The organism is Pseudomonas sp. R5(2019) (genome assembly GCF_009905435.1).
Lineage (GTDB): Bacteria > Pseudomonadota > Gammaproteobacteria > Pseudomonadales > Pseudomonadaceae > Aquipseudomonas.
Map to the genome: position 1 here is coordinate 1 of NZ_JAAAMT010000066.1, position 25,902 is coordinate 25,902.

Genomic DNA, 25,902 nt, shown 5'->3' on the forward strand with positions numbered 1-25,902 from the left:
GGCTCTCGGGAAGCAGGGTGCTTTGACCTCGATGTTCACCTTGAATAAAGCGCTTCATGGGCGATCCTTGCGATGAAATCCTCAGAAATCATAGCAAGGGTTCACGGAGGCGTTTTTACACACTCTGTACCGTTAGCAGCCTTTCTCCAGCTAGAGGTCTGGTCAAGCCTGCTGCATCCTAGGAGTGAGCAGCCGACTTTTTGGCAGCGTTTTGAAAAGCGTCGGAGTGAGGTCTGAATTCAGCTTGGCGACCTGCACTTGAAATATTAATTGCACAGGAGGTATCACTCGGTTGCTCACGCGCTTGGGCAGAGGAGAGCATCTCATCGGCCTACCTTCACCCCGCGGTGTGTGGGAACAACAACGGGTGAATTTTCGATGAAGGAGACTGTTGGACCTTAGGCTGGGGGCATCCTTTTCAAACCATCCAAAGCATGCCCTCAGATGTGCCCCCAATGTAGCAATCCACCGGAAGTGAATGGAACTCCATGGTTTGTGGAAAGGCAGAAATGATCAGCCGAACAGCCTGCCAGACGACGTCTAAAGACTCTCAGGGTCGCCGAAAAACATCTGAATCCTCGACCGCAGCCACCGTTCCCCCGGGTCATTATCCTGCGAGCCACGCCAGGCCATATGCAGCTCAAACGACTGGGTATCAATCGGCAAGTCTTCAGCCCTTACCCCACCGGCGGCAGTGAGGGCGTCCGCGGTGTAGTCCGGCACGGTAGCAATGATGTCGGTGCCGCTGAGCAAAGTGCTCAAGCCATTGAACTGCGGCACGGCCAGCACCACGTGGCGCTTGCGGCCGAGTTTCTCAAGCTCTGAATCGATAAAGCCGCTGAGATCGCCGGCGAACGATACCAGCGCGTGCGGGCGGGCGCAGAAGTCGTCCAGGCTCATGGGGCCGGGCATGCTGTCGGCGCGCAGCAGCCTGGGCTGGCTGCGGCGCAGCACCTTGCGCTTGGCATTGGCAGGCAGGTCGCTGGTGTAGCTGACGCCGACGGAGATTTCACCGGAGGCCAGCAGCGCCGGCATCAGGATATAGTTGACCCGCCGCACCACCAGCACCACTCCCGGCGCCTCAGCGCGCACGCGCTTAAGCAGCAGGGGCAACAGGGCGAATTCGGCGTCGTCGGAGAGGCCCAGGCGGAACACCGCGTTGCTGGTGGCCGGGTCGAATTCGGCGGCGCGGCTGACGGCGGTCGAGATCGAATCCAGCGCCGGGGAGAGCAGGGCGAAGATTTCTACCGCCCGCGCCGAAGGCTCCATGCTGCGACCGGTGCGCACGAACAGCGGGTCGTCAAACAGGCCGCGCAGGCGCGACAGCGCGGCGCTGATGGCTGGCTGGCCGAGGAACAGTTTCTCTGCGGCCCGTGTCACACTGCGCTCATGCATCAGTGTTTCGAACACGATCAGCAGGTTCAGGTCTACACGACGCAGGTCATTACGGTTCATCGGTTCGCTTCATAGGGTCAAAAGAAGGCTCGGCGTGAATCTTAAGGGCAAAGGCTGGTAGGCTGCACCGCATAAATGGTGTTTTGCCGGATTGATCGCAATCACGCGGAATCAATGGCAAGCATGGTGACTATTAATAGCCGCTGATGGCCTAACCGAGAAAGCCCGGATAGAGTTCAGGGCATAGAGGTTCAATAGACGAGGTTCGCGATGTCCCGCTCGATCCGTTTTCACAAGTTTGGTCCGGCCGAGGTGCTCAAGTGCGAAGAGCTTGTGTCCGCGTTGCCTGCACCGGGTGAAGTGCAGGTGCGTGTGGAAGCGATCGGCATCAGTTGGTACGACGTGCTCTGGCGCCAGAACCTGGCGCCCTCTCAGGCGCGCTTGCCGGCCGGCCTTGGGCATGAAATGGCGGGCGTGGTGCTGGCGGTGGGCGAGGGTGTCGATGATCTGGCCGTGGGTGACAAGGTGGCCAGCTTCCCAGCCGCCAACCCCAATGAACACCCGACCTATGGCGAAGTGGTGGTGCTGCCGCGTGACGCCGTGACCCGCTACCCCGGCATCCTCACCCCGGTCGAAGCCAGCGTGCATTACACGCCGCTGCTGATGGCGTACTTTGCCTATGTCGAGCTGGCGCGCGCAAAGCCCGGGCAGTTCGCCCTGATTACCGATGCCAGCCATTGCGCCGGCCCTGCCTTTGTCCAGCTGGGCAAGGCGCTGGGGCTGAAGGTCATCGCGGCCACCAAAACGGCCGACGAACGCGAGTATCTGCTGTCGTTGGGCGCTGAAAAGGTGATCGTGACCGAAGAGCAGGATTTGCTCATGCAGGTCAACAAGTACACCAATAGCCGCGGCGTCGACATGGTCCTTGATGGCTTGGGCGGCCCGCAAATGTCACTGCTGGGCGACGTGCTGGCGCCACGCGGCAGCCTGGTGCTCTACGGTTTGCAGGGCGGCAACCAGACGCCGTTCCCGGCCTGCGCCGCCTTTCAGAAGAACATTCAGTTCTTCGTGCATTGCCTGGGTAACTTCACCGGCAAGCCGGAACTGGGCATCACCCAGGACCAGGTGGCCTTGCAGAAGGCGCTGCGCGACATCAACCAGATGACTGCTGATCGGGTATTGGTGCCACAGATCACGAAGGTGTTCCCATTCGAAGACTTTGTCGAAGCCCATCGCTACATGGATGAATGCCCGTGCGGCGGCCGGGTTGCCCTGCAGATCAACGCCCAGTAGTGGGCTTCCCTCCGGGCGCTTGTGCCTTCAAGTGCCCCCGCGTGATTGTCGACGTTTAAACTCCCCCACTTTACGTCCTACAGAAACTTACCTAGTGGCTTTGGGAAGTTTCCGATTGAAAATACATAAATATAAACCTGGGTCTCGCATTACACTGTGCGAATGAAAGTTTCAGCCGTTGATTTGTTCAACTTTGTTCTGTTGTTGAGCGTACTGCACTGATTTTTCGCGGAATTCTGCATCTTTTAATCAGTTCGCAACTGCCGATAATAGCCCGCAATTGGTTTGCTCAAGGAACGGCGAATGCTCGGGTATCAACGCGTTATGTGTATGTTTCACCCTTTGGATGTGCGGTGCGTCCAGTCTGCTGGCCGCTTGTGCGGCGGCCCGCGTGGAGCGCAGGCGTTGGCGCAATCGGTGGCGGGATTGTTGGATGGTGGTTCCACTTCTTGTGAGAAGTTGTAGGAACTTGTTGGAAGTTTCTTAAGACCACGTAATCAATAACGTGACGAATGGAATTGTTCTCGGCGTTGATACGATGTCTTGTGATGTTTTTATTGGGTGGCCGCAGGAGTGTACGCACACCTGTCCGGCTGCCATCGAATTTCAGGTAAATGTTATGAGCGTCCTCCACGACCAGGCCATGAGTTCTGTCTTTCAACAGGTATTGCGGCGCTTGCTTGAGTATTTATCCCGAACACAGCGTGCCGCCTTGCAGTTGTTGATCCATCGCTTGCTGGTCATGAGCGGGGAGGACAGCCGCATTGGCGAGTTGCGGATTCTGCACAGCCATGGCGGCGGCAAGGACAGTTCCCTGGCACTGGCGTTGCTGCGCGCTGCGCAGCTGAGCATCGCCCAGCGCGCGCCCGATACCTTTCGCCTGCGGGTGGTCACCAGTCGCCACGCGGGGATGACACCTGCGGTCATGCATAACATTCACCGAAGTTACTCGGCGCTGTTTCTGTACGACGACCCGCGTGTTGAGCTGCTGGTGCTCGATAATCACCAGCTTCAGCCCTTCGAGCCCCTGGCGGCGCCCTGCGCAGAGGCTCAGCAGTGGCAGCGCACGGATGTGCTGATGACCGGCCACCTGACGGCAGGTGATTCGCGCGCGATGTTCTGCAACAGCTGTTACCTGTCTCGGACGCGCGCGGTTCGGCGGGCGCTGGCGCTGGACGGCGAGGTGAACCTGCTGGCCGATTTCGATCCGCTGGATGAGCGCCAGCGCTACCTGGCCTGGGGCCGGCGGCTGGTCGGCGGGCGGATGGGCGTGCTCGGGCGTTCATTGCTCGATGCCCTGGAAATGGTCGGCGATCGCTATTACCGCCAGTTGCACGGTGCCGAGCATGCCGGGCCGCCGCTGGATTTGCCGATTCATGTTCAAACGCCTGAGTGCTTGAGCCTGCAGGACCTGATGGAAATCCCCGAGCAGGGTCAGAGTCGACTGCTGCTGGAGTTTCTGGGCTTTCGTTACGACGATCTGTCGTTCGGCTTCAGCGAATCCGACTGTGCCAACCCCTTGCTCATGGCCCATTTGCGCGGCCTGCATTCGCAGCATGTGCAAGGGCGCAGCTACCGCGAAGGCGTCGAGCAATACCTGCAATTGGCGACCGCGATGATGCAGCGCAAACAGATGCCGGCCGTCTTGATCGAGGCGGTGTTGGCGACCTACGAGGGTGATGAGCGCCTTGAACAGCGGCGCCTGGCGGCCTCGCAGTTTGCCCAGAGCGCCTATGGCCTGGGTGAAGCACAACTGGTGTGCCTGCTGTTTTCGCCGTTTACCCGCCGGGGGGCAGGGCTTGAGCACTGGCTGCGTCAGTTCCACCGCGGCATGCTGGTGGCCATGCCCTACATGCACCGAGCCTTGCAGGGCAGCCACGCGCCGGAGCCGGTGGCGCAATGGCTGGTCAAGACCAGCGGCTTGTCGATGCCGCACCTCAAGCGCTTGTATGCCATGGGCCGGGCCGAGCTGAACAACAGCACGGCGCTGATTGCCCGGGCGCGCGATGCCGATCCAGACCGGGCCTTTATCCGGGTGTGTGATCCGCAGACGGGCATCGTGCGCCGCGAACGTGTCCGTGGTCGCTGACGATGAGTAACGATAAATCCGGCTTCGCCTACCAGGCGGTCTATCAGTATCTGACGACGCTGATCGGCCAGCCCCCGGACGGTACCCCGCAAAAATTGCCGTCCTTGCGCCACCTCGCGCAGCGCTTGGGTGTGTCCATTTCCACCATTCAGACCGCCTATTCATTACTTGAAAATGAAGGGCGGGTGTATTCGGTGCCCAAATCCGGCTATTTCGCCAGTGAGTTGCCCGAGACCGAAGCCAGCGAGCGCGAACACGACCTGCTGCACCGTATGCACCTGCAGGCCAATCGCCCGGACATGCTGGTGTTGAGCCGTGGTGAACCGTCTTCGCTGATTTCCCTGGAAGGCCCGCTACTGACGGTAGAGCGTGAACTGATGCGCCAATACCCCAGCAAGCCGGGCAGGAGTCGGCAACCCTGTGGTGAGCTGGAGCTGCGCACGGCGTTGGCGGCGCGTTACACCTGTTCGGCAGAGCGCCACTGGTGCGCCGATGACGTTTACATCGGTGCGGATGTGCGGGCGGTGCTGGAGACTCTGTGTGCCGCAATGGAGCTGGCCGGGAGCGCGGTGCTGGTGGCGTCGCCTTGCTCGTGGCTGGTGCTGCAAACCTTGCAAGCGGCCGGGTTGCGGGTGATCGAGCTGCCGCTCTGTGCCGCTGGCACGCTGGACCTGCAAGTCTTTGGCCAGCTCTTGAGCGAAGAACCGGTGGCATTGGTGCTGCTGTGTTCGCGGGTCAGCTCCCCCCATGGCAGCCTGATGCCCGAGGCGGATCGGCGGGCCATTGCCGAATTGCTGGCGCTGCACGGGGTCTGGCTGCTGGAGAATGACCTTGATGGCGAATTCTGTTTTGCCGAGCACCCTGGGGAGCGCTTGCGCGAGCTGGTTGATCCACAGCGGCTGCTGGTATTTTCTTCGTTGGAGAAAATCATCGGTGCCGAGGCGCCTTATGGCTTTCTGTTGTCCCGGCACTTTCGCTCGCAGTTGCAACGGCATTTTCTACAGCGCTCGTTTCGCCTTCCGCCGATCCGCCAACGGGCGATTGCCCGGCTGTTTCGCAAGGGCCTGGTGGACCCGCATCTACACCAGTTGCGCCGATTGTTGCAGACACGCCTGCACGGGTTTGGGCAGCAATTGCGGGAGCAGGCAGGGGACTATCTAACCATCAGCCCACCCCAGGGCGGATCGACCTTGTGGGCACAACTGACCCATCCGACCGACCCGCGCCGGTTATTCGAGCGATTGTTGCAGCACAAGATTGTGGTAGCGCCGGGTGAGATATTCAGCCTGCAGGGGTGGCACCAACAGTGCTTGCGGCTGGGCTTTCCGCTTGATGACCGGCAGGATGTTCAAGCTGCACTAAAAAGCCTGGCCGAGGCATTGCGTCAGGCGCGGCTGTAGGAGCCGGGCATTGCCCCAATGCTGGTCAGTCAAGGAATGGAGCGCCGAAAACCTAATGTGGGAGCGGATTTATCCGCGAATTCAGACACCGCGGTTTTTCAGGCGTTGCGCGGCGCCTTCATTCGCGGATAAATCCGCTCCCACAGGGTTTGTGTCGTCGGGCAACATGCCAGACGGTAGTTGCCATTAGTCCTTGTCTGTATGTATAACCAGTATCCGGCAGACCTCATTACCCGCACACCGTGATCACAGATCCTCTAGAAGACCCGTTCTACTACCTGAACAATTTCCAGCGCGTGCTCGATTGGCTGGGCCAGCGGTATGCCGATGTTCTCAGCATTCAGGAGCGCGGCTTTATTGGAGGCTTCAGCCAAACCGACAAATCATCCCGGGCGTTGCTGGTGCGGATGGTCATGCGCAAGGGCCCCCTGTATAGGGCCAGCAAACTGCGCTACGAGGAAATCGGCGCGACCCGCGAGGCGGTGTTGCCGCTGTTGGCCAAGGGCTGGGTTGACCGGCAGGCGCCGCTCGATATCAGCCAGCTCTGCGAGGTGTTGCTCAAGGCCGAGTTGGTCGAATGCTTCAAGCCCCATATTCCCAATCCGCGCCTGAGCAAGGCCGAATGCGTCGAGGCGCTGCTGGCGGTGTTCACTGAATGCATGCCGTTCGAACAGTGGTGTCCGCAGGTCGATGACCAGGTCTACAGCCTGCCGATCCGCGAACTCTGCGATCGACTGCGGCTGCTGTTTTTTGGCAATTTCCGTCAGGACTGGTCTGAGTTCGTGCTCGCCGACCTGGGTTTACTGCGCTATGAAAGCGTCGACTTCAGCGCTGACTCTCGGGCGTTGCGCAGCCGTGCCGATATTGATACCTACGAGCAGCTCTATGCCTGTCAACGGGCATTTGAGGCGGGTGTACCCGTGGGCGAGCTCCTGGCGACGCTGCCCGCCAGGCAAGTGGATAACCCTTGGCTGGAAGGGCGTCGGGCACGCTTGCAGTTTCGCCTGGGCCAGCACTGTGAGCGGCTGGCCGAGTGGTCATTGGCATTGGCGCTGTACACCGAGTGCATCCACGCCGAAGCACGGGTGCGGCAGATTCGCGTGCTGGAGCGCTGTGAACGGTTTGCCCAGGCGCTGGCGCTGGCTGAACAAGCCCAGTTGGCGCCGCGCAATGCGGCTGAAACCCAGCAGCTGCTGCGCATCGTCCCGCGCCTGCGGCGCAAGCTAGGGTTGCCGGCCGTTGCGGCCGCGCGCGCGCCGCAGGTGCAGCGGCTGGACCTGCAACTGCCCCACGACGGCGCGCTGGAAAGCGTCGAACACAAGGTTCGGCAGTACCTGAGCGAAGATCAGGCACCGGTTCATTACGTCGAGAATACCCTGATCAATTCCCTGTTCGGGTTGCTCTGCTGGCCGGCGATTTTCGCCCCGGTGCCGGGGGCGTTTTTTCACCCGTTCCAGAGCGGACCGGCTGACCTGCTGCATGGCGAGTTCCGCGAGCGTCGGGCCGAGCTGTTTGCAAAGTGCCTGGCGCAGCTGGACGATGAGCGCTACAAGGCCACCATCCGTCAGCACTATGAGAGCAAATACGGTCTGCAGTCGCCTTTCGTGTACTGGGGCGTGCTGGATGAAACCGTGCTTGAACAAGCTCTCGAATGCCTGCCGGCCGAGCACTTGAAGCACTGGTTCGAGCGCCTGCTCGAAGACATCCAGGCCAACCGCGCCGGCATGCCTGATCTGATCCAGTTTTGGCCCGAAGAAAAGCGCTACCGAATGATCGAAGTCAAAGGCCCCGGTGATCGCCTGCAAGACAACCAACTGCGTTGGCTGGCGTTTTGTGCCCGGCACCAGATGCCGGTGGCCGTCTGTTACGTGCAATGGGCGGAGCAAGGCGCATGAGCTACACCGTGGCGGTCCGCGCCCTGTGTGAGTTCACCGCCAAGGTCGGTGACCTGGACCTGCGCTTTACCCCGTCACCCACGGCCCAGGAGGGTATCGCCGGCCACCAGCGCGTCACGGCCCGGCGCGCCCCCGGTTACCGCAGCGAAGTGCCGCTCAGCGGCGTTTACCGGCAGTTACAGGTGCGCGGTCGGGCCGATGGCTATGACCCGCAGCGCAATCGGCTGGAAGAAATCAAGACCTACCGGGGCGACCTGGATGCCCAGCCGGACAACCATCGGCAACTGCACTGGGCCCAGGTTCAGGTCTATGGCTGGCTGCTTTGCCAGGAACTGGGCCTTGAGCAGGTGAACCTGGCGCTGGTCTACCTGGACGTGGACAGCGACCGCGAAACCCTGTTCGAGCGCACCTGCAGTGCCCGTGAACTGCAAGCCTGGTTCAACAGCCACTGCGAGCAGTTCCTGCACTGGGCCGAGCAAGAGTTGCAGCGCGCCGCCGCCCGTAACGCAGGCCTGCAGGCGCTGAATTTCCCCTACGAGCGTTTTCGCAGTGGCCAGCGCGAACTGGCCGAAACCGTCTACAAGGCCCTGAGCACCGGGCGCTGCCTGCTGGCCCAGGCCACCACCGGCATCGGTAAAACCCTGGCGACGCTGTTTCCGGTGCTCAAGGGCATGGTGGGCCAGCAACTGGACAAGGTGTTTTTCCTCACCGCCAAAACCCCGGGCCGTGCGCTGGCGCTGGACGCCGTGCGGCAGATGCTTGGGGGCGATCCCACGCTGGCGCTGCGTACTCTCGAACTGGTTGCCCGGGACAAGGCCTGCGAGCACCCGGACAAAGCCTGCCATGGCGAATCCTGCCCCCTGGCCAAAGGCTTTTACGACCGTTTGCCCGCCGCCCGGGCCGAGGCGGTACAGGTGGCGGTGCTGGACCAGCCGACCCTGCGCCAGATTGCCCTGGCGCATCAGGTCTGCCCTTACTATTTGAGCCAGGAACTGGCGCGTTGGGCCGATGTGGTTATCGCCGACTACAACTACTACTTCGACCAGAGTGCCTTGCTGTTTGCCTTGGCCCAGCTCAACCAGTGGCGGGTCAGCGTTCTGGTGGACGAGGCGCATAACCTGGTCGAACGGGCGCGCCAGATGTACAGCGCCAGCCTCGACCAGCGCAGCCTGCAGGCGCTGCGCAAGGCCCCTCCAGCCAGCCTGAAAAGCCCCTTGCAGCGCCTCAATCGCGAATGGAACGCGCTGTACAAGGAGCAGCTCGCGCCGTATCAGGCCTATGCGGCGCTGCCCGAGCGCTTCATTCAGGTGCTGGGGCGTTGCATTGCAGCCATTGGCGAAGAGCTGAACCAACGCCCGCTGACCCTCGACAGCCAGTTGCTCGACTTCTACTTCAAGGCCTTGCAGTTCGGCCGCGTGGCGGAGCTGTTCGACGAGGGTTTTGTCTTTGATATCGCCAAGCGCGAGGCGGGCAGCAAGCGCGCTCAATCGACCCTCAACCTGCGCAATGCGGTCCCGGCGCCGTTGCTCGCGCCGCGGCTGACCGCAGCGCGCAGCGTGACGCTGTTCTCCGCCACCCTCAGCCCCCGCCATTACTACAGCGACCTGTTGGGGCTGCCGGCCACCACCGCGTGGATCGATGTGCAGTCGCCTTTTCATGCCGATCAATTGCAGGTGCGCATTATCCGCGAGGTCTCAACCCGCTATCAGCACCGGCAGGCGTCCCTGAGCCCCATCGTTGAGTTGATCGCTGAACAATTTGCCCGGCAGCCGGGCAACTACCTGGCGTTCTTCAGCAGCTTCGATTACCTGCAACAAGTTGCCTCGTTGCTGGGTGAACGCCATGGTGGTATCCGGCAATGGCAGCAGTCGCGACAGATGGATGAAGCCGAGCGCCGCGCGTTTCTGGCGCGCTTTACGCCGGACGGCCGCGGCGTTGGCTTTGCCGTATTGGGCGGGGCCTTCGGCGAAGGGGTCGACCTGCCGGGTTCGCGGCTGATCGGGGCCTTTATCGCGACCCTGGGCCTGCCTCAGCTCAACCCGGTCAACGAACAGCTCAAACAGCGCATGGGCAAGCGGTTTGGCAATGGTTATGACTACACCTACCTGTACCCCGGTGTGCAAAAGGTGGTGCAGGCGGCCGGGAGGGTGATCCGTGGCCAGGGCGACCGGGGTATGGTGATGCTGATCGATGACCGCTTCAGCGAGCCACAGGTGCAGCAGCTGTTTCCGAGCTGGTGGCGGATCTAGGCGCCTGCCCGATTTTTAAGCTTTGCCCGGAACGAAGGCTTCGCCTATTGCTCGAAGTCCCAGTAAACTGCGCCTTTCGCCCATTTCTTTGAGGTAATGCATGAAGCTCAGTCCTTTGGCGGGCAAACCTGCTCCAGCATCGACGCTGGTCGATATCCCACGGCTGCTGACCGCGTACTACACCGGTCGCCCGGATGCCGCGATCGCTACCCAGCGGGTTGCCTTTGGCACCTCTGGCCACCGCGGCGTCGCGTTCGACCTGAGTTTCAACGAGCCTCACGTCCTGGCCATCAGCCAGGCGATCTGTCAGTACCGCGAGGCCAAGGGCATCAACGGCCCGCTGTTCGTCGGAATCGACACCCACGCCTTGTCGACCCCGGCTGGCGCCAGCGCACTGGAAGTGCTGGCCGCCAACGGCGTCGAGGTGATGATCGCCGAAAACGACGAGTACACCCCAACGCCTGCGATCTCCCACGCCATCCTCTGCTACAACCGTGGTCGCACCCAGGGCCTGGCGGACGGTATCGTCATCACCCCGTCGCACAACCCGCCGCAAAGCGGTGGCTTCAAGTACAACCCACCCAACGGCGGCCCGGCCGACAGCGACGTCACCAAGTGGATCGAAGCCCGCGCCAACGAGCTGCTGGCCGACGGCCTCAAGGGCGTCAAACGCATGCCTTACGAGCAGGCCCTGAAGGCGTCCACCACGCACCGTCACGACTACCTGAACACCTACGTGGCTGACCTGCGCAAGGTCATCGACATGGACGCCATCCGCACTGGCGACCTGCGTCTTGGCGTAGACCCGCTGGGCGGCGCCGGTGTGCGTTACTGGTCGGCGATCGCCGAGCACTACAAACTGAACCTGGAAGTGGTCAACACCGAGGTCGACCCGACCTTTCGCTTCATGTGCGTGGACTGGGACGGCCAGATCCGCATGGACCCGTCCTCGCCGTACGCCATGCAAGGCCTGATCGGCTTGAAAGACCGTTTCGACGTGGCCTTCGCCTGTGACCCGGACCACGACCGCCACGGCATCGTGACCCCTAGCGGCGGCCTGCTGGCGCCGAACAACTACCTGGCCGTGGCCATCGATTACCTGTTCAGCAACCGCTCCCAGTGGCGCGCGGATGCTGCGGTCGGCAAGACCGTGGTCAGCAGCGGCCTGATCGACCGCGTCACCGCGCGCCTGGGCCGTCGCCTGCACGAAGTGCCGGTGGGCTTCAAATTCTTTGCCGACGGGCTGTTTGACGGCTCCCTCGGCTTTGGTGGCGAGGAAAGCGCCGGTGCATCGTTCCTGCGGATCGACGGCAGCGTCTGGAGCACCGACAAGGACGGCTTGATCCCCTCGCTGCTGGCGGCAGAAATGACGGCTCGTACCGGCCAGGATCCGAACCAGCGTTATCAGGCGCTGACGGCCGAGCTGGGCGAGCCGTTCGCTACTCGCGTCGAGGCCAAGGCCAACCCGCAGCAAAAAGCGCTGCTGAGCAAGCTGTCGCCGGAGCAGGTCAAGTCCACGGAACTGGCGGGCGAGCCGATCGAGCAGATCCTCAGCCACGCACCGGGCAACGGCCAGGCCATCGGCGGCCTGAAGGTTATGACCGCTAATGGCTGGTTCGCGGCACGTCCGTCGGGTACCGAAGACATCTACAAGATCTACGCCGAAAGCTTTGTCGATGATGCACACCTGCAGCGTCTGGTGGCAGAGGCTCAGGTGCTGGTGGATGCGGCGATTGCCTGACTGTCGCCTCAGGCTGTAGGAGCCGAGCTTGTCGGGGCGCCAAACCGTCGCGTTGCCTGCATCGCGACGGTTCGGCGCCCCGACAAGCTCGGCTCCTACATCAAAAAAATGCAGTCAACCAGCAGCCCCCACCGCTCGCGGTGGGGGTTCAGAAAGATCGAACAATCCGCCCCAACGTCTCCATCGCCTTCTCCGATTCCTCTGTCCACGGGCTGCCATAGTTCAGGCGGATGCAGTTCTGGAACCTGCGCGTGGGCGAAAAGATCGGCCCCGGTGCGATGCTGATGCCTTGCGCCAGCGCCATCTGGAACAATTTCAGCGAATCAATGGATTCAGGCAGCTCCAGCCACAGAAAATACCCCCCGGCAGGCTTGCTGACCCGTGTCTGGGCCGGAAAGTAGCGGCCGATGGCGGCGAGCATCGCATTTTGCTGCTCTTCCAGCGCGTAGCGCAGGCGGCGCAGGTGGCGGTCGTAGCCGCCGTGCTGCAAGTAGTCGGCAATCGCCGCCTGGGCCGGCATCGAGGCGCACAGTGAGGTCATCAGCTTTAGCCGCTCGATTTTCTGCGCAAAGCGCCCCGCAGCTACCCAACCGATCCGGTAACCGGGCGCCAGGCTCTTGGCGAACGAGCCGCAGTGCATCACCCACCCTTCGGTATCAAAGGCCTTGGCCGGTTTCGGCGCCTGGGGCGCGTAATAGAGCTCGGCGTACACATCGTCTTCGATCAGCGGCACCTGATGCTGGCGCAGCAACTCGACCAGTTGGCGTTTCTTGTCCTCGGGCATGCTGGCGCCAATCGGGTTCTGGAAGTTGGTCATGCACCAGCAGGCCTTGATCGGGTGGCGGGCCAGGGTCTGGGCCAGCGCCTCAAGGTCCATGCCTTCGCGCGGGTGCACCGGGATTTCCACGGCCTTGAGCTTCAAGCGCTCCAGCACTTGCAGGCAGGCATAAAAGGCCGGGGCCTCGATGGCGACCAGATCGCCTGGTTCGGTGACGGCCTGCAGGCACAGGTTCAGGGCTTCCAGCGCGCCGTTGGTGATCAGCAGTTCTTCGATCGGCAGCATTAACCCGCCGACCATGTAGCGCAGGGCGATTTGCCGGCGCAGCTGAGGGCTGCCTGGCGACAGGTCGGTGACCACCATGCGCGGATCCATGTCGCGGCTGGCGCTGGCCAGCGAACGCGCCAGCCGTTGCAGCGGAAACAGGGCAGGGCTGGGGAAGGCCGAGCCGAAGGGGACCGTGGCCGGGTCTTTGATCGAGTCGAGGATGGAGAACACCAGTTCGCTCACATCCACTGCCGTGGATTCATTGGGCGACTCTTCAAACTGCGGGTCGCTGAACGGCAATGCCGGGTTGGCGTTGACGAAATAGCCCGAGCGCGGCCGGGCGCGAATCAGCCCGCGGCGCTCCAGCAGGTAATAGGCCTGAAACACCGTGGAAGGGCTGACCCCGTGGGTCTGGCTGGCATAGCGCACCGAAGGCACGCGCGCACCTGGGCCCAGCACTCCGGTGCGGATCAGTTCGGCGATGTCGTCGGCGAATTTCTCGTAGCGTTTCATCATGGCTCGGCGTGCAGGTGTGCGGGGCAGTGTAAGGGATCAGCGGTTCAATGGCGCGACAAAGCGGCTCACCGCTGTGCTGCGTACCTGCGGCTCGTCGGTGTCGAACACTTCGAAACGAATCGCCTGGGAGCCGTGTTCCGGCCGCTCCGCGAGCATGGCCACCGAGACTGGCAGGTCGATGATCTCACCCGCGGCCAGTTCAACCTGGTGTTTGCCGTGCAGGACAAAGCCGTCGGCGTCCACCAGGGCAATCTGGTACCGCTGGCGTTGCTGGGTCTTGTTGATCACTTTCAGGCTGTAGATGTTCTCGATCTGGCCCTGGCTGTTTTCCCGGAACAGGCCACGGTCCTTGCTGACATCCACCGACACCATCGGGCGCTGCTGCAAGGCCACCACCAGAGCGCCAATCATCAGGATCAACACCGCGCTGTAACCGATCAGGCGCGGGCGCAGCAGATGGGTCACACCGCCCTGTAAGGTTCGCTCGGATTTGTAGCCGATCAGGCCGGTCGGGTAGCCCATCTTGTCCATGATCGAGTCGCAAGCGTCGATGCAGGCGGCGCAGCCGATGCATTCCATCTGCAGGCCGTCGCGGATATCAATGCCGGTGGGGCAGACCTGCACGCACACCTGGCAATCAATGCAATCGCCCAGGCCCTGGCTGGCTGGAACCACATCGCGTTTGCGCGGGCCACGCGCCTCGCCCCGGCGCGGGTCGTAGGCGATGGTGAGGGTGTCCTGGTCGAACATAACACTCTGAAAACGCGCGTAGGGGCACATGTGCATGCACACCGCTTCGCGCAGCCAGCCGGCATTGATATAGGTGGTGGCGGTAAAAAACAGGATCCAGAACAGACTGACGCCACCCAGTTGCAAGGTAAGCAGCTCATGGGCCAAGGGGCGGATCGGCGTGAAGTAGCCGACAAATGTCAGTGCGGTCAATACGCTGATGGCGAGCCACAAGGTGTGTTTGACCGACCGGCGCAGCAGCTTGTTCAGGCTCCAGGGCGCGGCAGCCAGCTTGATCCGCTGATTGCGCTCGCCTTCGGCGACTTTTTCACACCACATGAACACCCAGGTCCAGACGCTTTGCGGGCAGGTGTAGCCGCACCAGACACGGCCGGCGAACACCGTGATGGCGAACAGGCCGAAGGCGCAGATGATCAGCAGGGCCGACAGCAGGATGAAGTCTTGCGGCCAGAAGGTTGCGCCAAAAATATGGAATTTACTTTCCGACAGGTCCCAAAGCACGGCCTGGTGGCCGCCCCAGTTGAGCCAGACCGTGCCGAAAAACAGCACGAGCAACACGCCTGCGCCGCTCAGGCGCAGGTTGCGGAAAAAACCTTTGAAACTGCGGGTGTGGATCTGGCGATCGCTGCTGGCGGCTATTCTCTGGACAGAAGAAAGCTCGGCTCGCTCAACGATCTGGACGGGGATGCGTTCGCTCATGGTTCGTCGCTCATCAGCCTCGATCAGGCGTGAGCACTATGGCGCCCCATCTGTTTGCATAACAGACTCAGGTATGGCGATAAAAACCGGATCAGATGATCGAGCCGGGCGCGCTGGCCTTCAGATGCTTGCGACCGTCCACGGCCCCGGCCACGGTCAGCGCATCGGCCTCATGCTCGGTGATCGGAACCCGCTGGCCGTTCAATTCGGCCACGGACATGCGCAAGTCCTCGTCGGTATAGACGGTGACGGCGGTGGCGTCACCCTGGACGGTGAAGTCGTTGGAGATCAGGGTGCAGCGTCCGTTGGATTCGTCGATATGGATGGTCATGCTGGCGTCCTCGGTGATTCCAGTAGGTGTCCTGTAGTTGTGACCGCAGGGCGAGGCAGGTTTCTGCATGGGTCGATCAGCGGTCGCCGACGCACTCGTGCAAACGGCTGTTGTCCATTGTACAACCCCTTGGGAGCGCGCCTATGGACGCCTGGTGGCCATGGGCGCTGCATTATTTGTGCTGGTGCCGCAGACGGCCGGGGCTGATGAGGCCGCCTTGAGCCGGGTGGTGCAGGGCGTTGTGGCCGGGATCGGCTTTCTGGGGGCCGGGACCATTCTCAAGGGCGATGGGAAGTCTTCCAGCCATGTAAAGGGCCTGACCACCTCTGCCGGGTTGTGGATGACGGCGGCCATTGGTGTCTGTGCCGGGATGGGCCGCGAGGCGACAGCACTATTAAGCACGCTGTTTGCGCTTATTATTCTGGGCGTGATGCCGTGGGTGGTGAACCGGTTTGAGGATAAGGATGAACCGGATGAACCGGAACATCCGCGCTGACGCAGCGCGGGATTAACCGTTGGTCCACCCAATACCCCGTTGCACCCTGGTTTTTTGCTATAAAAGCACCCGGTTTTCCCTGCTATTTCGTTATTTAGCGGTATGAAGGGAATTTGGCTGGCAAATTCGCTGTCTTTTCGGTTGCCGGGCGCCGAAGTCGGCCTTAGACTGCCGCCCCCTGTAAATTGAGTGCCGCACGGTGCTTGAAGAATTCCGCGCCTGACGACCTGCTCGCCCGGTGCACCCGATTCGCCTTAATGCACGTATTTTTTATAGAGAAATCAATGACAAAGGAAAAGTTGCTGGCGATGCCGGCTGATGACTACATGAATGCAGAGCAACTGGCGTTCTTCACCAATCTGCTGAATGACGTGAAGAAAGAAACCCAGGATCGCATCGAGCAAAGTCGTGTAGCCATCGAAAGCCTGGACACGCCTGCCGATCCTGCCGACGCCGCCTCGGTCGAAGAAGAGCGCCACTGGTTGGTCAATGTGATCGACCGCGACCAGCGCCTGTTGCCGCAACTGGAACAAGCCCTGGACCGTATTCGTGAAGACTCTTTCGGCTGGTGCGATGACAGCGGCGAGCCGATTGGCCTCAAGCGTCTGCTGATCAGCCCCACCACCAAATATTGCATCGAGGCGCAGGAGCGCCACGAGCAGATCGACAAGCATCAGCGCCAGGCCTGATACGTGTCGCCAAAGGCCCCGGGGTTCATCGCCCCGGGGCCTTTGCGTTGCGGCTTCACGCGCGCGGCTTGCCCTCTACAACCAACGGACCATGGATGGTGGCCTACTGGACAGCGGCCTGGCACAGGTTGAGCAGACGGGGGGAACTGCAGATCGGTGCCGATTCATGAGCGGAAGTATGTCGCAGCGCCTGGGCGGCGCGATTGAATGGTGGTGACTGGAAGAGCGCACGCCAGGCGGGTTGAATCAGCGGGGGTGCAGCCGCTCGTTCAGGTCGTCCACCACCGGGGCCCAGTCGTCATCCTCCATCAACTTGTCCTTGAGAAGCTTGGCCTGCTGTGTCGACCAGAACTCGGCGTCCGACAGCTTTATGCCCTTGGGCAAAGGGTGGCTCTCAATAAAGGCATCGATGCTGGCAGGATCCGAATCCAGGCCAAGCTGGTCGAACAAGGTGGCCAGGGTGAGGTGTTGCAGGTCCATATCAAACTCCCAGGCAGCGCTGGCTGCCAACGAACGTAAGGATTCCTACAGTATTTGAGGCGCAACCGGCGCGAGAGTTCGCCGCCGTTTGCGCCTTCATGCTTCAGAGCGCCGCCTCCAGGTTGCGCGCCAGGGCACAGGCTTCGTCATGTCGACGCCTGAAGCCGCGCACATGGCCGGTGGCGTGCTCGGTAATATGAAAGAAGCCGACACCGGCGGCAATCACCCGATAGCGCGGGAAGCCGTTCTGGCCGCAGGGGGCCGATACCCGGTAGAATGCGCCGTCCCGGCAGTCGTGAAAATGTTCGGCAACGGTGTTGGCCTCTCGACGGCTTTCAGTGTTTTCGTGCATATTCGTCCCTTAGCGATGTTGTGTGTCTCAATGTAAGCGCCCTGCATCCGTGCATGACGGTGCTGTGACTGTCCGGTGGCCCCGGAAACACCTGATCAGCTATCGCATTTTTTTCAGCGATCTGATGTAGGAAATAGCTTTTCTGTGTAAGGATTTCTGCTCAATGTCTGCTGCTCCCGTCGGCCGGCCCGGAAAATCGCGTTTTCCTTCAAGCCCTGACGCCTGCGTGTAGCGACTTTGCGTATTTACCTTACTACCCTCGAAATGTGTCGTTTTCATGCAGCCCGTTGATATGCGCGGGCTTTCAATCGTGTTGAGGAATTCTCATTGGCAGTCAGTAATCTTGATATGCATGCCCTGTTCGTGTTGGGCGATCTTAGGGCAAAGTTGGTCAAACAGTTTCAATCACGCTTTGTATACGTCACGGAACAAAGTGTTGAAGGTATTCGCATCGTCGAGATCGATACCGAAACCGCCCTGGTGGTCGATGACAAGCCGGGCCTGAAATTGAAAGTCGGCGATCATTTCAGTGCCGCGGTATTGCCCAGCCGCGAAGGCGGCAAGTTCGAAATCAAGTTGCGCGACATCAAGCTGACCGTCTACGGACTGGGCGATTACGCCTTTGTCAGCGTGCCTGAAGGGCAGGGTATCGTGTTCAAGGAGGGGCATACCGTGGTCATGGTGTTCGCCGCCAATGCGCAGTTCACCGAAGGCCTGACCAAGACCTTGAAAGCCGCCACTGCCAAGGCGGCCAAATGGCGCAAGGGCGAACTGACCTTCAAGGCCAGCGAGTAACTGCGATGCTTGCGTAGTGGATGCAGTGGGGATCGAGGGAAACCTCGGCTACAGTCAGTTGACTCAACTGAAAGCCGATGCCATCCGAGGTGGCCCCCATGTCCCGACTTCGCGTTCTGTTGGCCAGTGCCCTGAGCAGTTTCGGCCTGGCCCTGATCAGCCTCTCGAGCCAGGCGGCGACAGCGCCCATACACTTTGCCGACCTGAACTGGGAAAGCGGCAGTTTCATCACTGAAACCCTGCGGGTGATCGTCGAAAAGGGCTATGACCTGCCCACCGACACCTTGCCCGGCACCACCATCACCCTGGAAACCGCGCTGGCGAAAAATGATATCCAGGTGATCGCCGAAGAATGGGCCGGACGCAGCCCTGTGTGGGTCAAGGCCGAAGCAGAGGGCAAGGTGGTTGCCCTGGGCGATACCGTCAAAGGCGCGACGGAGGGCTGGTGGGTACCGGAATACGTGATCAAGGGCGACCCGGCCCGGGGGATCAAGCCGCTGGCGCCGAACCTGCGCAGCGTTTGGGACCTGGCTCAATACAAAGGGGTGTTCAAGGACCCGGAAGCGCCCGGCAAGGGCCGCTTTCTCAACAGCCCGATTGGCTGGACCTCAGAGATCGTCAATGCGCAGAAGCTCAAGGCCTATGGATTGAGCGACAGTTACGTGAATTTTCGCAGCGGCTCGGGGGCGGCGCTCGACGCCGAGATCAGCTCTTCGATCCAGCGCGGCAAACCGGTGCTGTTCTACTACTGGTCGCCGACGCCACTGCTGGGGCGTTTCAAACTGGTTCAACTGCAGGAGCCGCCTTTCGATGCCCAAGCCTGGTCAACCCTGACCGATGCCAGCAACCCAAATCCCAAACCCACACGCTCGCTGCCGTCGAAGCTGTCGATCGGCGTGTCGAAGCCGTTTACGCAGCAGTACCCGCAGCTGGTGAGCTTCTTTGCCAAGGTCGAATTGCCGATTGATCCGCTGAACAAGGCGCTGGCGCACATGAGTGAACATCACCAGCCACCCCGCCAGGCGGCTGAAGCGTTCTTGAAGGCCAACCCGCAGCTATGGCAGGGCTGGGTACCGGCCGAGGTGGCGCAGAAGGTCAGCGCCAGCCTGTAGGCGCTGAGCTGTGGGAGATTCAATGGTAAAGGGCAATCCCATTCCTGAGTAATGCCTTTGTGGGAGATTCTATGCTCAACAGCAATTCCCATTACTGAGGCATACCCTCTGTGGGAGCGGATTTATCCGCGAATAGTTTCACCGCCGTGGCGCTGATATACCGCGGCGCCTGTATTCGCGGATAAATCCGCTCCCACAGAGTCTATGCCTTGACTGGCTGGCATTGGGGCCTAGTGCGGGCTGTCGCTGGAGCGGCTACTGACCTCAGCCGGCACATCGTCGCCAGCCATGCGCTTGCGAAACAGGGCGGCGCGTGCCAGCAAGAGTGTGGTGACGGGCACGGTGATCGCCAGCAGGATCGGGATCAGCCAGGCGTGCAGCACCGGGGAATGCTTGAGGGCGGAAAAATACAGGATCGAGGCCAGGGCCACGCACCAGGCGCCCAGGGTCGAGGCCAGCGCTGGCGGGTGCATGCGCTGGAAATAATCCTTCATGCGCAACAGGCCCACGGCGCCGGTGAGGGCAAACAGACTCGCCAGCAGCACCAGCGCCGCCGTGGCCAACTCCGCCCAGAGTGGCAGGTCATTGAGTTCGTTCATTCGATCACCTCGCCGCGCAGGAGGAATTTGGCCAGGGCAAAGGAGCCGACAAAGCCGAACAGGGCGATCAGCAAGGCGCCTTCGAAGTAGGTGTCACTGGCGTAGCGAATACCCAGCACCAGCATGATCAGCATCGCCAGGATGTACAGATAATCCAGCGCCAGAACCCGGTCCTGGGCCGAAGGGCCCTTGAACAGCCTGATCAACGTCAGCAGCATGGCCACGGCGAAGATGAACAGGCTGAGCAGGATGGCGTTTGACAGCAGGCCGCTCATTCGAAGATCTCCATCAGGGGGCGCTCGTAGGTGGTCTTGAAGTGCTCGATAAACGCCGGCTCATCGTCCAGGTCGAAGACGTGCAGCAGCAAAATGCTGCGGTCCAGCGCCAGCTCCGACCAGACCGTGCCCGGCACCACCGTGGTGATCATCGACAGCGCCGCCAGGCCGTGGGCGTCGCGCAGATCCAGCGGGATCTTGACGAACGTCGAGCGCGGTGGCCGCTTGCCGGCCAGCCACACCAGCCGTGTGACCTGCAGGTTGGAGATCACCACATCAATCCCCACCCGCAACACCAGCTTGACGATCTTGCCCGGGTGGCGCAGGCGCACGGCTTTTGGCCGCAGCGGCGCCATCAGGATCGGTGCGAAAAAGGCCAGCAGGGCACCGAGTAACAGGTTGCCAACGCTCAGTGACAGGTTTAGCAGCAACCACAGCCCCCACAGGGCCAGCGACAGCAAGGGGGCCGGAAACAGGCGTTTCATGGCTGCACCTGCGCATCGTTGGCCAAGGCAGCGGGGCCCGGCACCGGTCGGGTGCCGAGGACCGACATGACATAAAACTGCGGGTCGGCCAGGCTTGCGGCGGTATCCTGGGTGTAGCGCAGCAGGGTTTCGGCGCGCACGGTCAGCAGGATGCAGAGGCCGAGCAGGACCGCGATCGGCACGCATTCATAGCGCCGCAGCAACGGCGAAGGCCGCTCCTGAGGCGTCCAGAAGCGGGAGATGCCAACCCGAACCAGCGCAATCAGCGACGCGAGGCCTGAGAGAATCAACAGCGCAATCAACAGCCAGCCGGTCAGCGGCAGTTCAATCGCGGAGGCAATGCCCAGCCCGGCCGGGTTCAACAGGGCGCCAATCAACGCCAGCTTGCCGATAAAGCCCGAGAACGGCGGCATGCCGACGATCAGCAGCACGCAGGCGATAAAGCTCAAGCCCAGAAACGCCATGGTCCAGGGGATGACTTGGCCGACCAGCGCTTTTTGCTCATCGTCCAGATTGATGCCCTTGGGTGGGTGCAGCGATTCCAGCGGCGAGGGCAGTTGCTCGCCGTCGTCGTCCAGCGGGATCTCGTTGGCCGAGCGCGAGCGCTCGATCAGTTCCGCCAGCAGAAACAGCATGCTGAGCGCCAGGGTCGAGCTCACCATGTAGAACAGCGCGCCGCCGATCAGCGCAACCTGGCCAAAACCGATCGCCGCCAGCAGGATGCCGGCCGAGACCAGGATGCACAGGCTGGCCATGCGCTCCAGGCGTTGTGCGGCGAGCATCGGGATGGCGGCGCAAACGATGGTCGCTAGCCCCCCGTACACCAGCCATTCGCCGCCAAAATACGCCGAGGCCCCGGCTTGCCCGGAGAACAGCAGGGTCCACAGGCGCAACAAGGTGTAGATACCCACCTTGGTCATGATCGCGAACATCGCCGCCACCGGAGCGCTGGCCGAGGAGTAGGCCGGCACCAGCCAGAAGTTCAGCGGCCACATGCCGGCCTTGGCCAGGAACGCGGTGGCGAGGATGGCGGCGCCGGCGTGCAGCAAGCCACGATCGGCTTGCGGCACCAGCGGGATTTTCAGCGCCAGGTCGGCCATGTTCAGTGTGCCGGTGACGCCATAGATCATGGCGGCACCGATCAGGAACAGTGACGAGGCCAACAGGTTGATGGCGATGTAATGCAGGCCCGTCGTCACCCGCGCACGCCCGGAACCGTGCAGCATCAAGCCATAGGACGCGGCCAGCAGTACCTCGAAAAACACGAAGAGGTTGAACAGGTCGGCGGTCAGGAAAGCGCCGTACAGGCCCATCAACTGGATCTGAAACAGCGCATGGAAACTGGCACCGGCCCGGTCCCAGCGGGCCATGGCAAACAACAGGGCGCAGACGCCGACGATGCCGGTCAGCACCAGCATCAGCGCTGACAGCCGGTCGGCCACCAGCACGATGCCAAACGGCGCCGGCCAGTTGCCGGGCAGGTAAACGCCGATGGAGCTGGCCTGGCCCTGGGCATTGACCCACACCAGCAAGGCGATGGAAATGCCCAGGCCGATCAAGCTGGAAAGCAGGTTGATCCGGGCTTTCATCGGCCGGTGGCGCTCGCCGAGCAGCAGCAACAGCGAGGCCGTCAGCAGCGGCAACAGAACGGGGGCGACGATCAGGTGGGGCATCCAGCTCATTCCTTGGGCTCCCGGCCGTCAACGTGGTCAGTGCCGGTCAGCCCGCGCGAGGCCAGCAGGACCACCAGAAACAGCGCGGTCATGGCGAAGCTGATGACGATGGCCGTCAACACCAGAGCCTGGGGCAGGGGGTCGGTGTAGTTCAGCAGGTCTTGCGGCACACCGTCCTTGATGATCGGCTCCTTGCCGATAAACAGGCTGCCCATGCTGAAGATAAACAGGTTCACCCCATAGGACAGCAGGCACAGGCCCATGACCACCTGGAAGGTCCGTGGCCGCAGGATCAGCCACACCCCGGAGGCGCTGAGGACGCCAATGGCGATTGCGATGACTTCTTCCATCAGGCGGCTCCCTTGGCTGCGACGGTTTTCGGCAACGTGCCCGGGCGATGGCTGCGCACCGACTGGTGAGCCAGCGCGGTGAGGATCAGCAGGGTCGAACCGACCACCACGGTAAACACTCCGACATCAAAGAACAGAGCGCTGGCCACATGGAAATCGCCCAGCACCGGCAAGTGCAGGTGGGCGGTGTGGGTGGTCAGGAACGGGTAGCCGAAGAACAGCGCGCCCATCCCCGTCAGGGTCGCGCAGAGCAACCCGGTGCCCATCCAGCGCAGCGGCCGCAGGCTCATCTGCGCCTCGACCCACTGGGTGCCGGCGACCATGTACTGAAGGATGAATGCCACCGACATCACCAGCCCGGCGACAAATCCGCCGCCTGGCTGGTTGTGCCCGCGCATGAACAGGTACATCGAGACCACCAGCGCCACGGGCAGCAGCAGCCGCACCAGCGCCGCCGGCACCATCATGAAGCCCAGCGCGGTGTCGCTGGCGCTGCGCGGGTTGATCAGGTCGGTCACCACGTCCGGTGCCAGCAGGCGCTGTTGTGCCGGCAGCTGGATGCTTTCCTTGGGTGGGCGGAAGCGTCGCAGCAGGGCGAACACTGCCAGTGCCACGGCCACCAGCACGGTAATTTCACCGAGTGTGTCAAAGCCGCGGAAGTCCACCAGCATCACGTTGACCACGTTGCTGCCGCCGCCTTCGGGCAATGCCCGGCTGAGATAGAACGTGGAGATATCGTTGGGCGTTGGCCGGGTCAACATGGCGTACGAGAGCAGCGCCATGCCACCGCCGACCAGCACCGCCAGCACCAGGTCGCGCAGGCGCCGGGCGCGCGCGCGATGCTCGCTGCCGGGCCGCGGCGAAACGTCTTCGATCCGGCGTGGCAACCAGCGCAGCCCGAGCAGGATCAGCACGGTCGTGACGACTTCCACCACCAGCTGGGTCAAGGCCAGGTCGGGCGCGGAGAACCAGACGAAAGTGATGCACGTCATCAGCCCGCAGACGCTGACCATGGTCAACGCCGCCAGCCGGTGGTACTTGGCTTGCCAGGCGGCGCCGAGGGCACAGGCAATGGCGATCAGCCAGAGGATGACGAAAACCCCGGAGCCCGGAATCTTTGGCCGGTCACCCCAGCTCAAACCTTTGTCGATTATCGGCAGCAGGCCGGCCAGGAAGGCCACCAGCACCAGCATGAACAGCTGCACTTGCAGGCGGCGGGTGGTCAGGCGGCGCTCGACGCGACGGGCCAGGCGCATCAGCAGAATGTGCCCGGTCTCGAACAGGCGCTTGCCACTGAGCCGCCAAATCAGCGGCGGGTGCGGTACGCGGCTTTGCTTGAGCGGGTTGCGCAGCAGCAGGTAGAGGAGGATGCCGCCGGACATGGCGATCAGGCTCATGATCATCGGTGCGTTCCAGCCGTGCCAGATGGCCAGGCTGTACTCTGGCAGGCTGCCGCCGACCACCGGCAGGGCAGCGGCCGCCAGGATCGGGCCGACGATCTGGGCCGGGAAGATCCCCACCAGCAGGCATGTCAGCACCAGCAGCTCGACCGGTGCGCGCATCCAGCGTGGCGGCTCGTGCGGGGTGTGCGGCAGGTCGGTGGCGCTGGGGCCGAAGAACACATCCACGGTGAACCGCAGCGAATAGGCGACGCTGAAGGTCCCGGCGAGAGTGGCGATCACCGGCAGCGAGGCTTCGACCCAGGCGGTGGAACTGATAAAGACGGTTTCGGCGAAGAACATTTCCTTGGACAGGAAGCCGTTGAGCAACGGCACGCCGGCCATCGAGGCGCTGGCGACCATGGCCAGGGTCGCGGTGTAGGGGATCAGCCGGATCAATCCGCTCAGACGGCGGATGTCGCGGGTGCCGCTTTCGTGGTCGATGATGCCGGCGGCCATGAACAACGAGGCCTTGAAGGTGGCGTGGTTGAGGATATGAAACACCGCCGCCACCGCTGCCAGCGGGCTGTTCAGGCCCAGCAGCAGGGTGATCAGGCCCAGGTGGCTGATGGTCGAATAGGCCAGCAGGCCCTTGAGGTCCGACTGGTACATCGCCGTGCAGGCACCGAGCAACAGCGTACAGGCGCCGGCGCCACCGACGATCCAGAACCATTCTTCGCTGCCCGACAGCACCGGCCAGAGCCGCGCCAACAAGAACACCCCGGCCTTGACCATGGTTGCCGAATGCAGGTACGCCGACACCGGCGTGGGCGCGGCCATGGCGTGGGGCAGCCAGAAGTGGAAGGGAAATTGCGCGCTTTTGCTCAAGGCGCCGATCAGGATCAAGGGGAGCAGGTAAGGGTACAGGGCATGGTTACGAATCAGTTCGCCGGCCGCCAGGACCTTGTCCAGGTCGTAGCTGCCGACCACATGGCCGAGCAGCAGCACGCCGGCCAGCAGGCACAAGCCGCCGGCCCCGGTCACCATCAAGGCCATGTAAGCGCCGCGCCGGGCATCGGCGCGGTGGTGCCAATAACCGATCAGCAGGAACGAAAAGAGACTGGTCAGCTCCCAGAAAAATACGATCTGGATCAGGTTGCCGGACATCACCAGGCCAAGCATCGCGCCCATGAACGCCAGGAAAAACGCAAAAAAGCGTGGCACCGGGTCCTGGGGCGACATGTAATAACGGGCGTACAGCGACACCAGCGTCCCGATGCCCAGCACTAGCATGGAAAACAGCCAGGCAAAACCATCCATGCGCAGGACCAGGTTCAGGCCAAGACTGGGCAGCCAGAAGATTTCTTCGCGTATGACCCCGCCATGAACGATCTGCGGGTAGAACATCGCCACCTGGACGGCCCCGATCAAGGCAACCAGGCCGGCCAGCAGGGATTCACTGTTACGTGCGTTGTGCGGCAGAACAGCAGCCAGACAACTGCCGATGAAAGGCAGAAGCAGTAGAACTATCAAAGACATAGGTTTCTATTCTGCGGGAATTTTGAGGAGATCATACGGGCTGGTGCGTTGAACACCAACCTTGAAGCTGTGGCAGAATCCTACAAACCCATCAGAATAGACCTGCTTTTTGTAAGAGCGGCGGTCCGGCGTTCCGACCCGCCGCTCTTACATCTATGGTTACCCCCTTTTCTGCAATACTGGTGTTGATGCGTGGTTGGCTTGCTTTCATCTATCCGGCGTCTGAGTGGGGGTTGTCACCCCCGCGCCCCGATGAGAATCGATGCCCGACGATC

The 25,902-nt window shown here is 62.0% G+C and carries 21 protein-coding genes and 1 pseudogene; 10 read left to right on the top strand and 12 right to left on the bottom strand.

Annotated features, from left to right (window positions below; translation table 11 throughout):
* Positions 1-540 precede the first annotated feature (540 nt).
* Positions 541-1,455: a LysR family transcriptional regulator gene (locus tag GUY40_RS25905; protein WP_166571757.1), complete on the bottom strand. Its 915-nt coding sequence runs from the start codon at positions 1,453-1,455 to the stop codon at positions 541-543.
* A 210-nt stretch (positions 1,456-1,665) separates the two neighbouring features.
* Here GUY40_RS25905 and GUY40_RS25910 point away from each other — a divergent pair, with 210 nt between their 5' ends.
* The 6 genes from GUY40_RS25910 to pgm all read left to right on the top strand — a co-directional run bounded on the left by GUY40_RS25910 (position 1,666) and on the right by pgm (position 12,062).
* The gene (locus GUY40_RS25910; RefSeq protein WP_166571758.1) at positions 1,666-2,688 is read left to right on the top strand and encodes a zinc-dependent alcohol dehydrogenase family protein; all 1,023 of its coding nucleotides are present in this window, start codon (positions 1,666-1,668) and stop codon (positions 2,686-2,688) included.
* Between the two features lie 619 nt (positions 2,689-3,307).
* Positions 3,308-4,777: a hypothetical protein gene (locus GUY40_RS25915; RefSeq protein ID WP_371924968.1), complete on the top strand. Its 1,470-nt coding sequence runs from the start codon at positions 3,308-3,310 to the stop codon at positions 4,775-4,777.
* A gap of 2 nt (positions 4,778-4,779) precedes the next feature.
* The gene (locus GUY40_RS25920) at positions 4,780-6,177 is read left to right on the top strand and encodes a PLP-dependent aminotransferase family protein (protein WP_166571760.1); all 1,398 of its coding nucleotides are present in this window, start codon (positions 4,780-4,782) and stop codon (positions 6,175-6,177) included.
* 242 nt (positions 6,178-6,419) lie between these two features.
* On the top strand, positions 6,420-8,072 hold the full coding sequence (locus GUY40_RS25925) for a VRR-NUC domain-containing protein (RefSeq protein ID WP_166571761.1): 1,653 nt from the start codon (positions 6,420-6,422) through the stop codon (positions 8,070-8,072).
* Positions 8,069-10,321, top strand: coding sequence for an ATP-dependent DNA helicase (locus GUY40_RS25930; protein ID WP_166571762.1), 2,253 nt, complete (start codon positions 8,069-8,071; stop codon positions 10,319-10,321). The genes GUY40_RS25925 and GUY40_RS25930 overlap by 4 nt, the downstream gene beginning before the upstream one ends.
* A 100-nt stretch (positions 10,322-10,421) precedes the next feature.
* The gene (pgm, locus tag GUY40_RS25935) at positions 10,422-12,062 is read left to right on the top strand and encodes a phosphoglucomutase (alpha-D-glucose-1,6-bisphosphate-dependent) (RefSeq protein WP_166571763.1); all 1,641 of its coding nucleotides are present in this window, start codon (positions 10,422-10,424) and stop codon (positions 12,060-12,062) included.
* Between the two features lie 148 nt (positions 12,063-12,210).
* Here pgm and mapR read toward each other — a convergent pair whose 3' ends face one another.
* From mapR to GUY40_RS25950, 3 genes are all read right to left on the bottom strand, one after another.
* Entirely contained in the window at positions 12,211-13,620 is a 1,410-nt protein-coding gene (gene mapR, locus GUY40_RS25940) for a GntR family transcriptional regulator MpaR (protein ID WP_166571776.1), read from the bottom strand.
* Between the two features lie 39 nt (positions 13,621-13,659).
* The gene (ccoG, locus tag GUY40_RS25945) at positions 13,660-15,072 is read right to left on the bottom strand and encodes a cytochrome c oxidase accessory protein CcoG (RefSeq protein WP_166571764.1); all 1,413 of its coding nucleotides are present in this window, start codon (positions 15,070-15,072) and stop codon (positions 13,660-13,662) included.
* 91 nt (positions 15,073-15,163) lie between these two features.
* A complete protein-coding gene (locus GUY40_RS25950; RefSeq protein ID WP_166571765.1) occupies positions 15,164-15,403 on the bottom strand; it encodes a DUF3203 family protein in 240 nt (79 codons plus the stop codon).
* A gap of 151 nt (positions 15,404-15,554) precedes the next feature.
* Here GUY40_RS25950 and GUY40_RS25955 point away from each other — a divergent pair.
* Positions 15,555-15,899, top strand: a pseudogene (locus GUY40_RS25955) (MgtC/SapB family protein); the annotation flags it as partial.
* 284 nt (positions 15,900-16,183) lie between these two features.
* On the top strand, positions 16,184-16,588 hold the full coding sequence (locus GUY40_RS25960; RefSeq protein ID WP_166571767.1) for a TraR/DksA C4-type zinc finger protein: 405 nt from the start codon (positions 16,184-16,186) through the stop codon (positions 16,586-16,588).
* A 246-nt stretch (positions 16,589-16,834) separates the two neighbouring features.
* Here the strand turns inward: GUY40_RS25960 and GUY40_RS25965 are convergent, their stop codons facing one another.
* Together GUY40_RS25965 and GUY40_RS25970 are read right to left on the bottom strand one after the other, a co-directional pair.
* Complete coding sequence (locus GUY40_RS25965; RefSeq protein WP_166571768.1) at positions 16,835-17,068, bottom strand: DUF2789 domain-containing protein; 234 nt, start codon at positions 17,066-17,068, stop codon at positions 16,835-16,837.
* A gap of 103 nt (positions 17,069-17,171) precedes the next feature.
* The gene (locus GUY40_RS25970) at positions 17,172-17,420 is read right to left on the bottom strand and encodes a hypothetical protein (RefSeq protein WP_166571756.1); all 249 of its coding nucleotides are present in this window, start codon (positions 17,418-17,420) and stop codon (positions 17,172-17,174) included.
* 327 nt (positions 17,421-17,747) lie between these two features.
* Between GUY40_RS25970 and GUY40_RS25975 the strand changes: the two genes are divergently transcribed.
* The gene (locus GUY40_RS25975) at positions 17,748-18,215 is read left to right on the top strand and encodes a hypothetical protein (RefSeq protein ID WP_166571769.1); all 468 of its coding nucleotides are present in this window, start codon (positions 17,748-17,750) and stop codon (positions 18,213-18,215) included.
* A gap of 98 nt (positions 18,216-18,313) precedes the next feature.
* Positions 18,314-19,327 carry an ABC transporter substrate-binding protein gene (locus tag GUY40_RS25980; RefSeq protein ID WP_166571770.1) on the top strand — a complete coding sequence of 338 codons (1,014 nt, stop codon included), beginning with the start codon at positions 18,314-18,316 and terminating at the stop codon, positions 19,325-19,327.
* 230 nt (positions 19,328-19,557) lie between these two features.
* Here GUY40_RS25980 and GUY40_RS25985 read toward each other — a convergent pair whose 3' ends face one another.
* From GUY40_RS25985 to GUY40_RS26010, 6 genes are read right to left on the bottom strand one after another with little or no spacing between them, the layout of a single operon-like run.
* Entirely contained in the window at positions 19,558-19,926 is a 369-nt protein-coding gene (locus GUY40_RS25985; protein WP_166571771.1) for a Na+/H+ antiporter subunit G, read from the bottom strand.
* A complete protein-coding gene (locus GUY40_RS25990; protein WP_166571772.1) occupies positions 19,923-20,201 on the bottom strand; it encodes a K+/H+ antiporter subunit F in 279 nt (92 codons plus the stop codon). The genes GUY40_RS25985 and GUY40_RS25990 overlap by 4 nt, the downstream gene beginning before the upstream one ends.
* Positions 20,198-20,686 carry a Na+/H+ antiporter subunit E gene (locus tag GUY40_RS25995; RefSeq protein WP_166571773.1) on the bottom strand — a complete coding sequence of 163 codons (489 nt, stop codon included), beginning with the start codon at positions 20,684-20,686 and terminating at the stop codon, positions 20,198-20,200. Before GUY40_RS25995 ends, GUY40_RS25990 begins: the two co-directional genes overlap by 4 nt.
* Positions 20,683-22,368, bottom strand: a complete 1,686-nt coding sequence (locus GUY40_RS26000; RefSeq protein ID WP_166571774.1) for a monovalent cation/H+ antiporter subunit D — start codon at positions 22,366-22,368, stop codon at positions 20,683-20,685. The genes GUY40_RS25995 and GUY40_RS26000 overlap by 4 nt, the downstream gene beginning before the upstream one ends.
* The gene (locus GUY40_RS26005; RefSeq protein ID WP_073844383.1) at positions 22,365-22,709 is read right to left on the bottom strand and encodes a Na+/H+ antiporter subunit C; all 345 of its coding nucleotides are present in this window, start codon (positions 22,707-22,709) and stop codon (positions 22,365-22,367) included. The genes GUY40_RS26000 and GUY40_RS26005 overlap by 4 nt, the downstream gene beginning before the upstream one ends.
* Positions 22,709-25,627: a monovalent cation/H+ antiporter subunit A gene (locus GUY40_RS26010; RefSeq protein ID WP_166571775.1), complete on the bottom strand. Its 2,919-nt coding sequence runs from the start codon at positions 25,625-25,627 to the stop codon at positions 22,709-22,711. The genes GUY40_RS26005 and GUY40_RS26010 overlap by 1 nt, the downstream gene beginning before the upstream one ends.
* Positions 25,628-25,902: the final 275 nt, after the last annotated feature.

Excerpts from the sequence above, each read along its gene's own strand:
- GUY40_RS25905 (WP_166571757.1), bottom strand. The coding sequence starts at position 1,455 with ATGAACCGTAATGACCTGCGTCGTGTAGACCTGAACCTGCTGATCGTG.
- GUY40_RS25910 (WP_166571758.1), top strand. The coding sequence starts at position 1,666 with ATGTCCCGCTCGATCCGTTTTCACAAGTTTGGTCCGGCCGAGGTGCTC.
- GUY40_RS25915 (WP_371924968.1), top strand. The coding sequence starts at position 3,308 with ATGAGCGTCCTCCACGACCAGGCCATGAGTTCTGTCTTTCAACAGGTA.
- GUY40_RS25920 (WP_166571760.1), top strand. The coding sequence starts at position 4,780 with ATGAGTAACGATAAATCCGGCTTCGCCTACCAGGCGGTCTATCAGTAT.
- GUY40_RS25930 (WP_166571762.1), top strand. The coding sequence starts at position 8,069 with ATGAGCTACACCGTGGCGGTCCGCGCCCTGTGTGAGTTCACCGCCAAG.
- pgm (WP_166571763.1), top strand. The coding sequence starts at position 10,422 with ATGAAGCTCAGTCCTTTGGCGGGCAAACCTGCTCCAGCATCGACGCTG.
- mapR (WP_166571776.1), bottom strand. The coding sequence starts at position 13,620 with ATGAAACGCTACGAGAAATTCGCCGACGACATCGCCGAACTGATCCGC.
- ccoG (WP_166571764.1), bottom strand. The coding sequence starts at position 15,072 with ATGAGCGAACGCATCCCCGTCCAGATCGTTGAGCGAGCCGAGCTTTCT.
- GUY40_RS25950 (WP_166571765.1), bottom strand. The coding sequence starts at position 15,403 with ATGACCATCCATATCGACGAATCCAACGGACGCTGCACCCTGATCTCC.
- GUY40_RS25960 (WP_166571767.1), top strand. The coding sequence starts at position 16,184 with ATGACAAAGGAAAAGTTGCTGGCGATGCCGGCTGATGACTACATGAAT.
- GUY40_RS25965 (WP_166571768.1), bottom strand. The coding sequence starts at position 17,068 with ATGGACCTGCAACACCTCACCCTGGCCACCTTGTTCGACCAGCTTGGC.
- GUY40_RS25970 (WP_166571756.1), bottom strand. The coding sequence starts at position 17,420 with ATGCACGAAAACACTGAAAGCCGTCGAGAGGCCAACACCGTTGCCGAA.
- GUY40_RS25980 (WP_166571770.1), top strand. The coding sequence starts at position 18,314 with ATGTCCCGACTTCGCGTTCTGTTGGCCAGTGCCCTGAGCAGTTTCGGC.
- GUY40_RS25985 (WP_166571771.1), bottom strand. The coding sequence starts at position 19,926 with ATGAACGAACTCAATGACCTGCCACTCTGGGCGGAGTTGGCCACGGCG.
- GUY40_RS25990 (WP_166571772.1), bottom strand. The coding sequence starts at position 20,201 with ATGAGCGGCCTGCTGTCAAACGCCATCCTGCTCAGCCTGTTCATCTTC.
- GUY40_RS25995 (WP_166571773.1), bottom strand. The coding sequence starts at position 20,686 with ATGAAACGCCTGTTTCCGGCCCCCTTGCTGTCGCTGGCCCTGTGGGGG.
- GUY40_RS26000 (WP_166571774.1), bottom strand. The coding sequence starts at position 22,368 with ATGAGCTGGATGCCCCACCTGATCGTCGCCCCCGTTCTGTTGCCGCTG.
- GUY40_RS26005 (WP_073844383.1), bottom strand. The coding sequence starts at position 22,709 with ATGGAAGAAGTCATCGCAATCGCCATTGGCGTCCTCAGCGCCTCCGGG.
- GUY40_RS26010 (WP_166571775.1), bottom strand. The coding sequence starts at position 25,627 with ATGTCTTTGATAGTTCTACTGCTTCTGCCTTTCATCGGCAGTTGTCTG.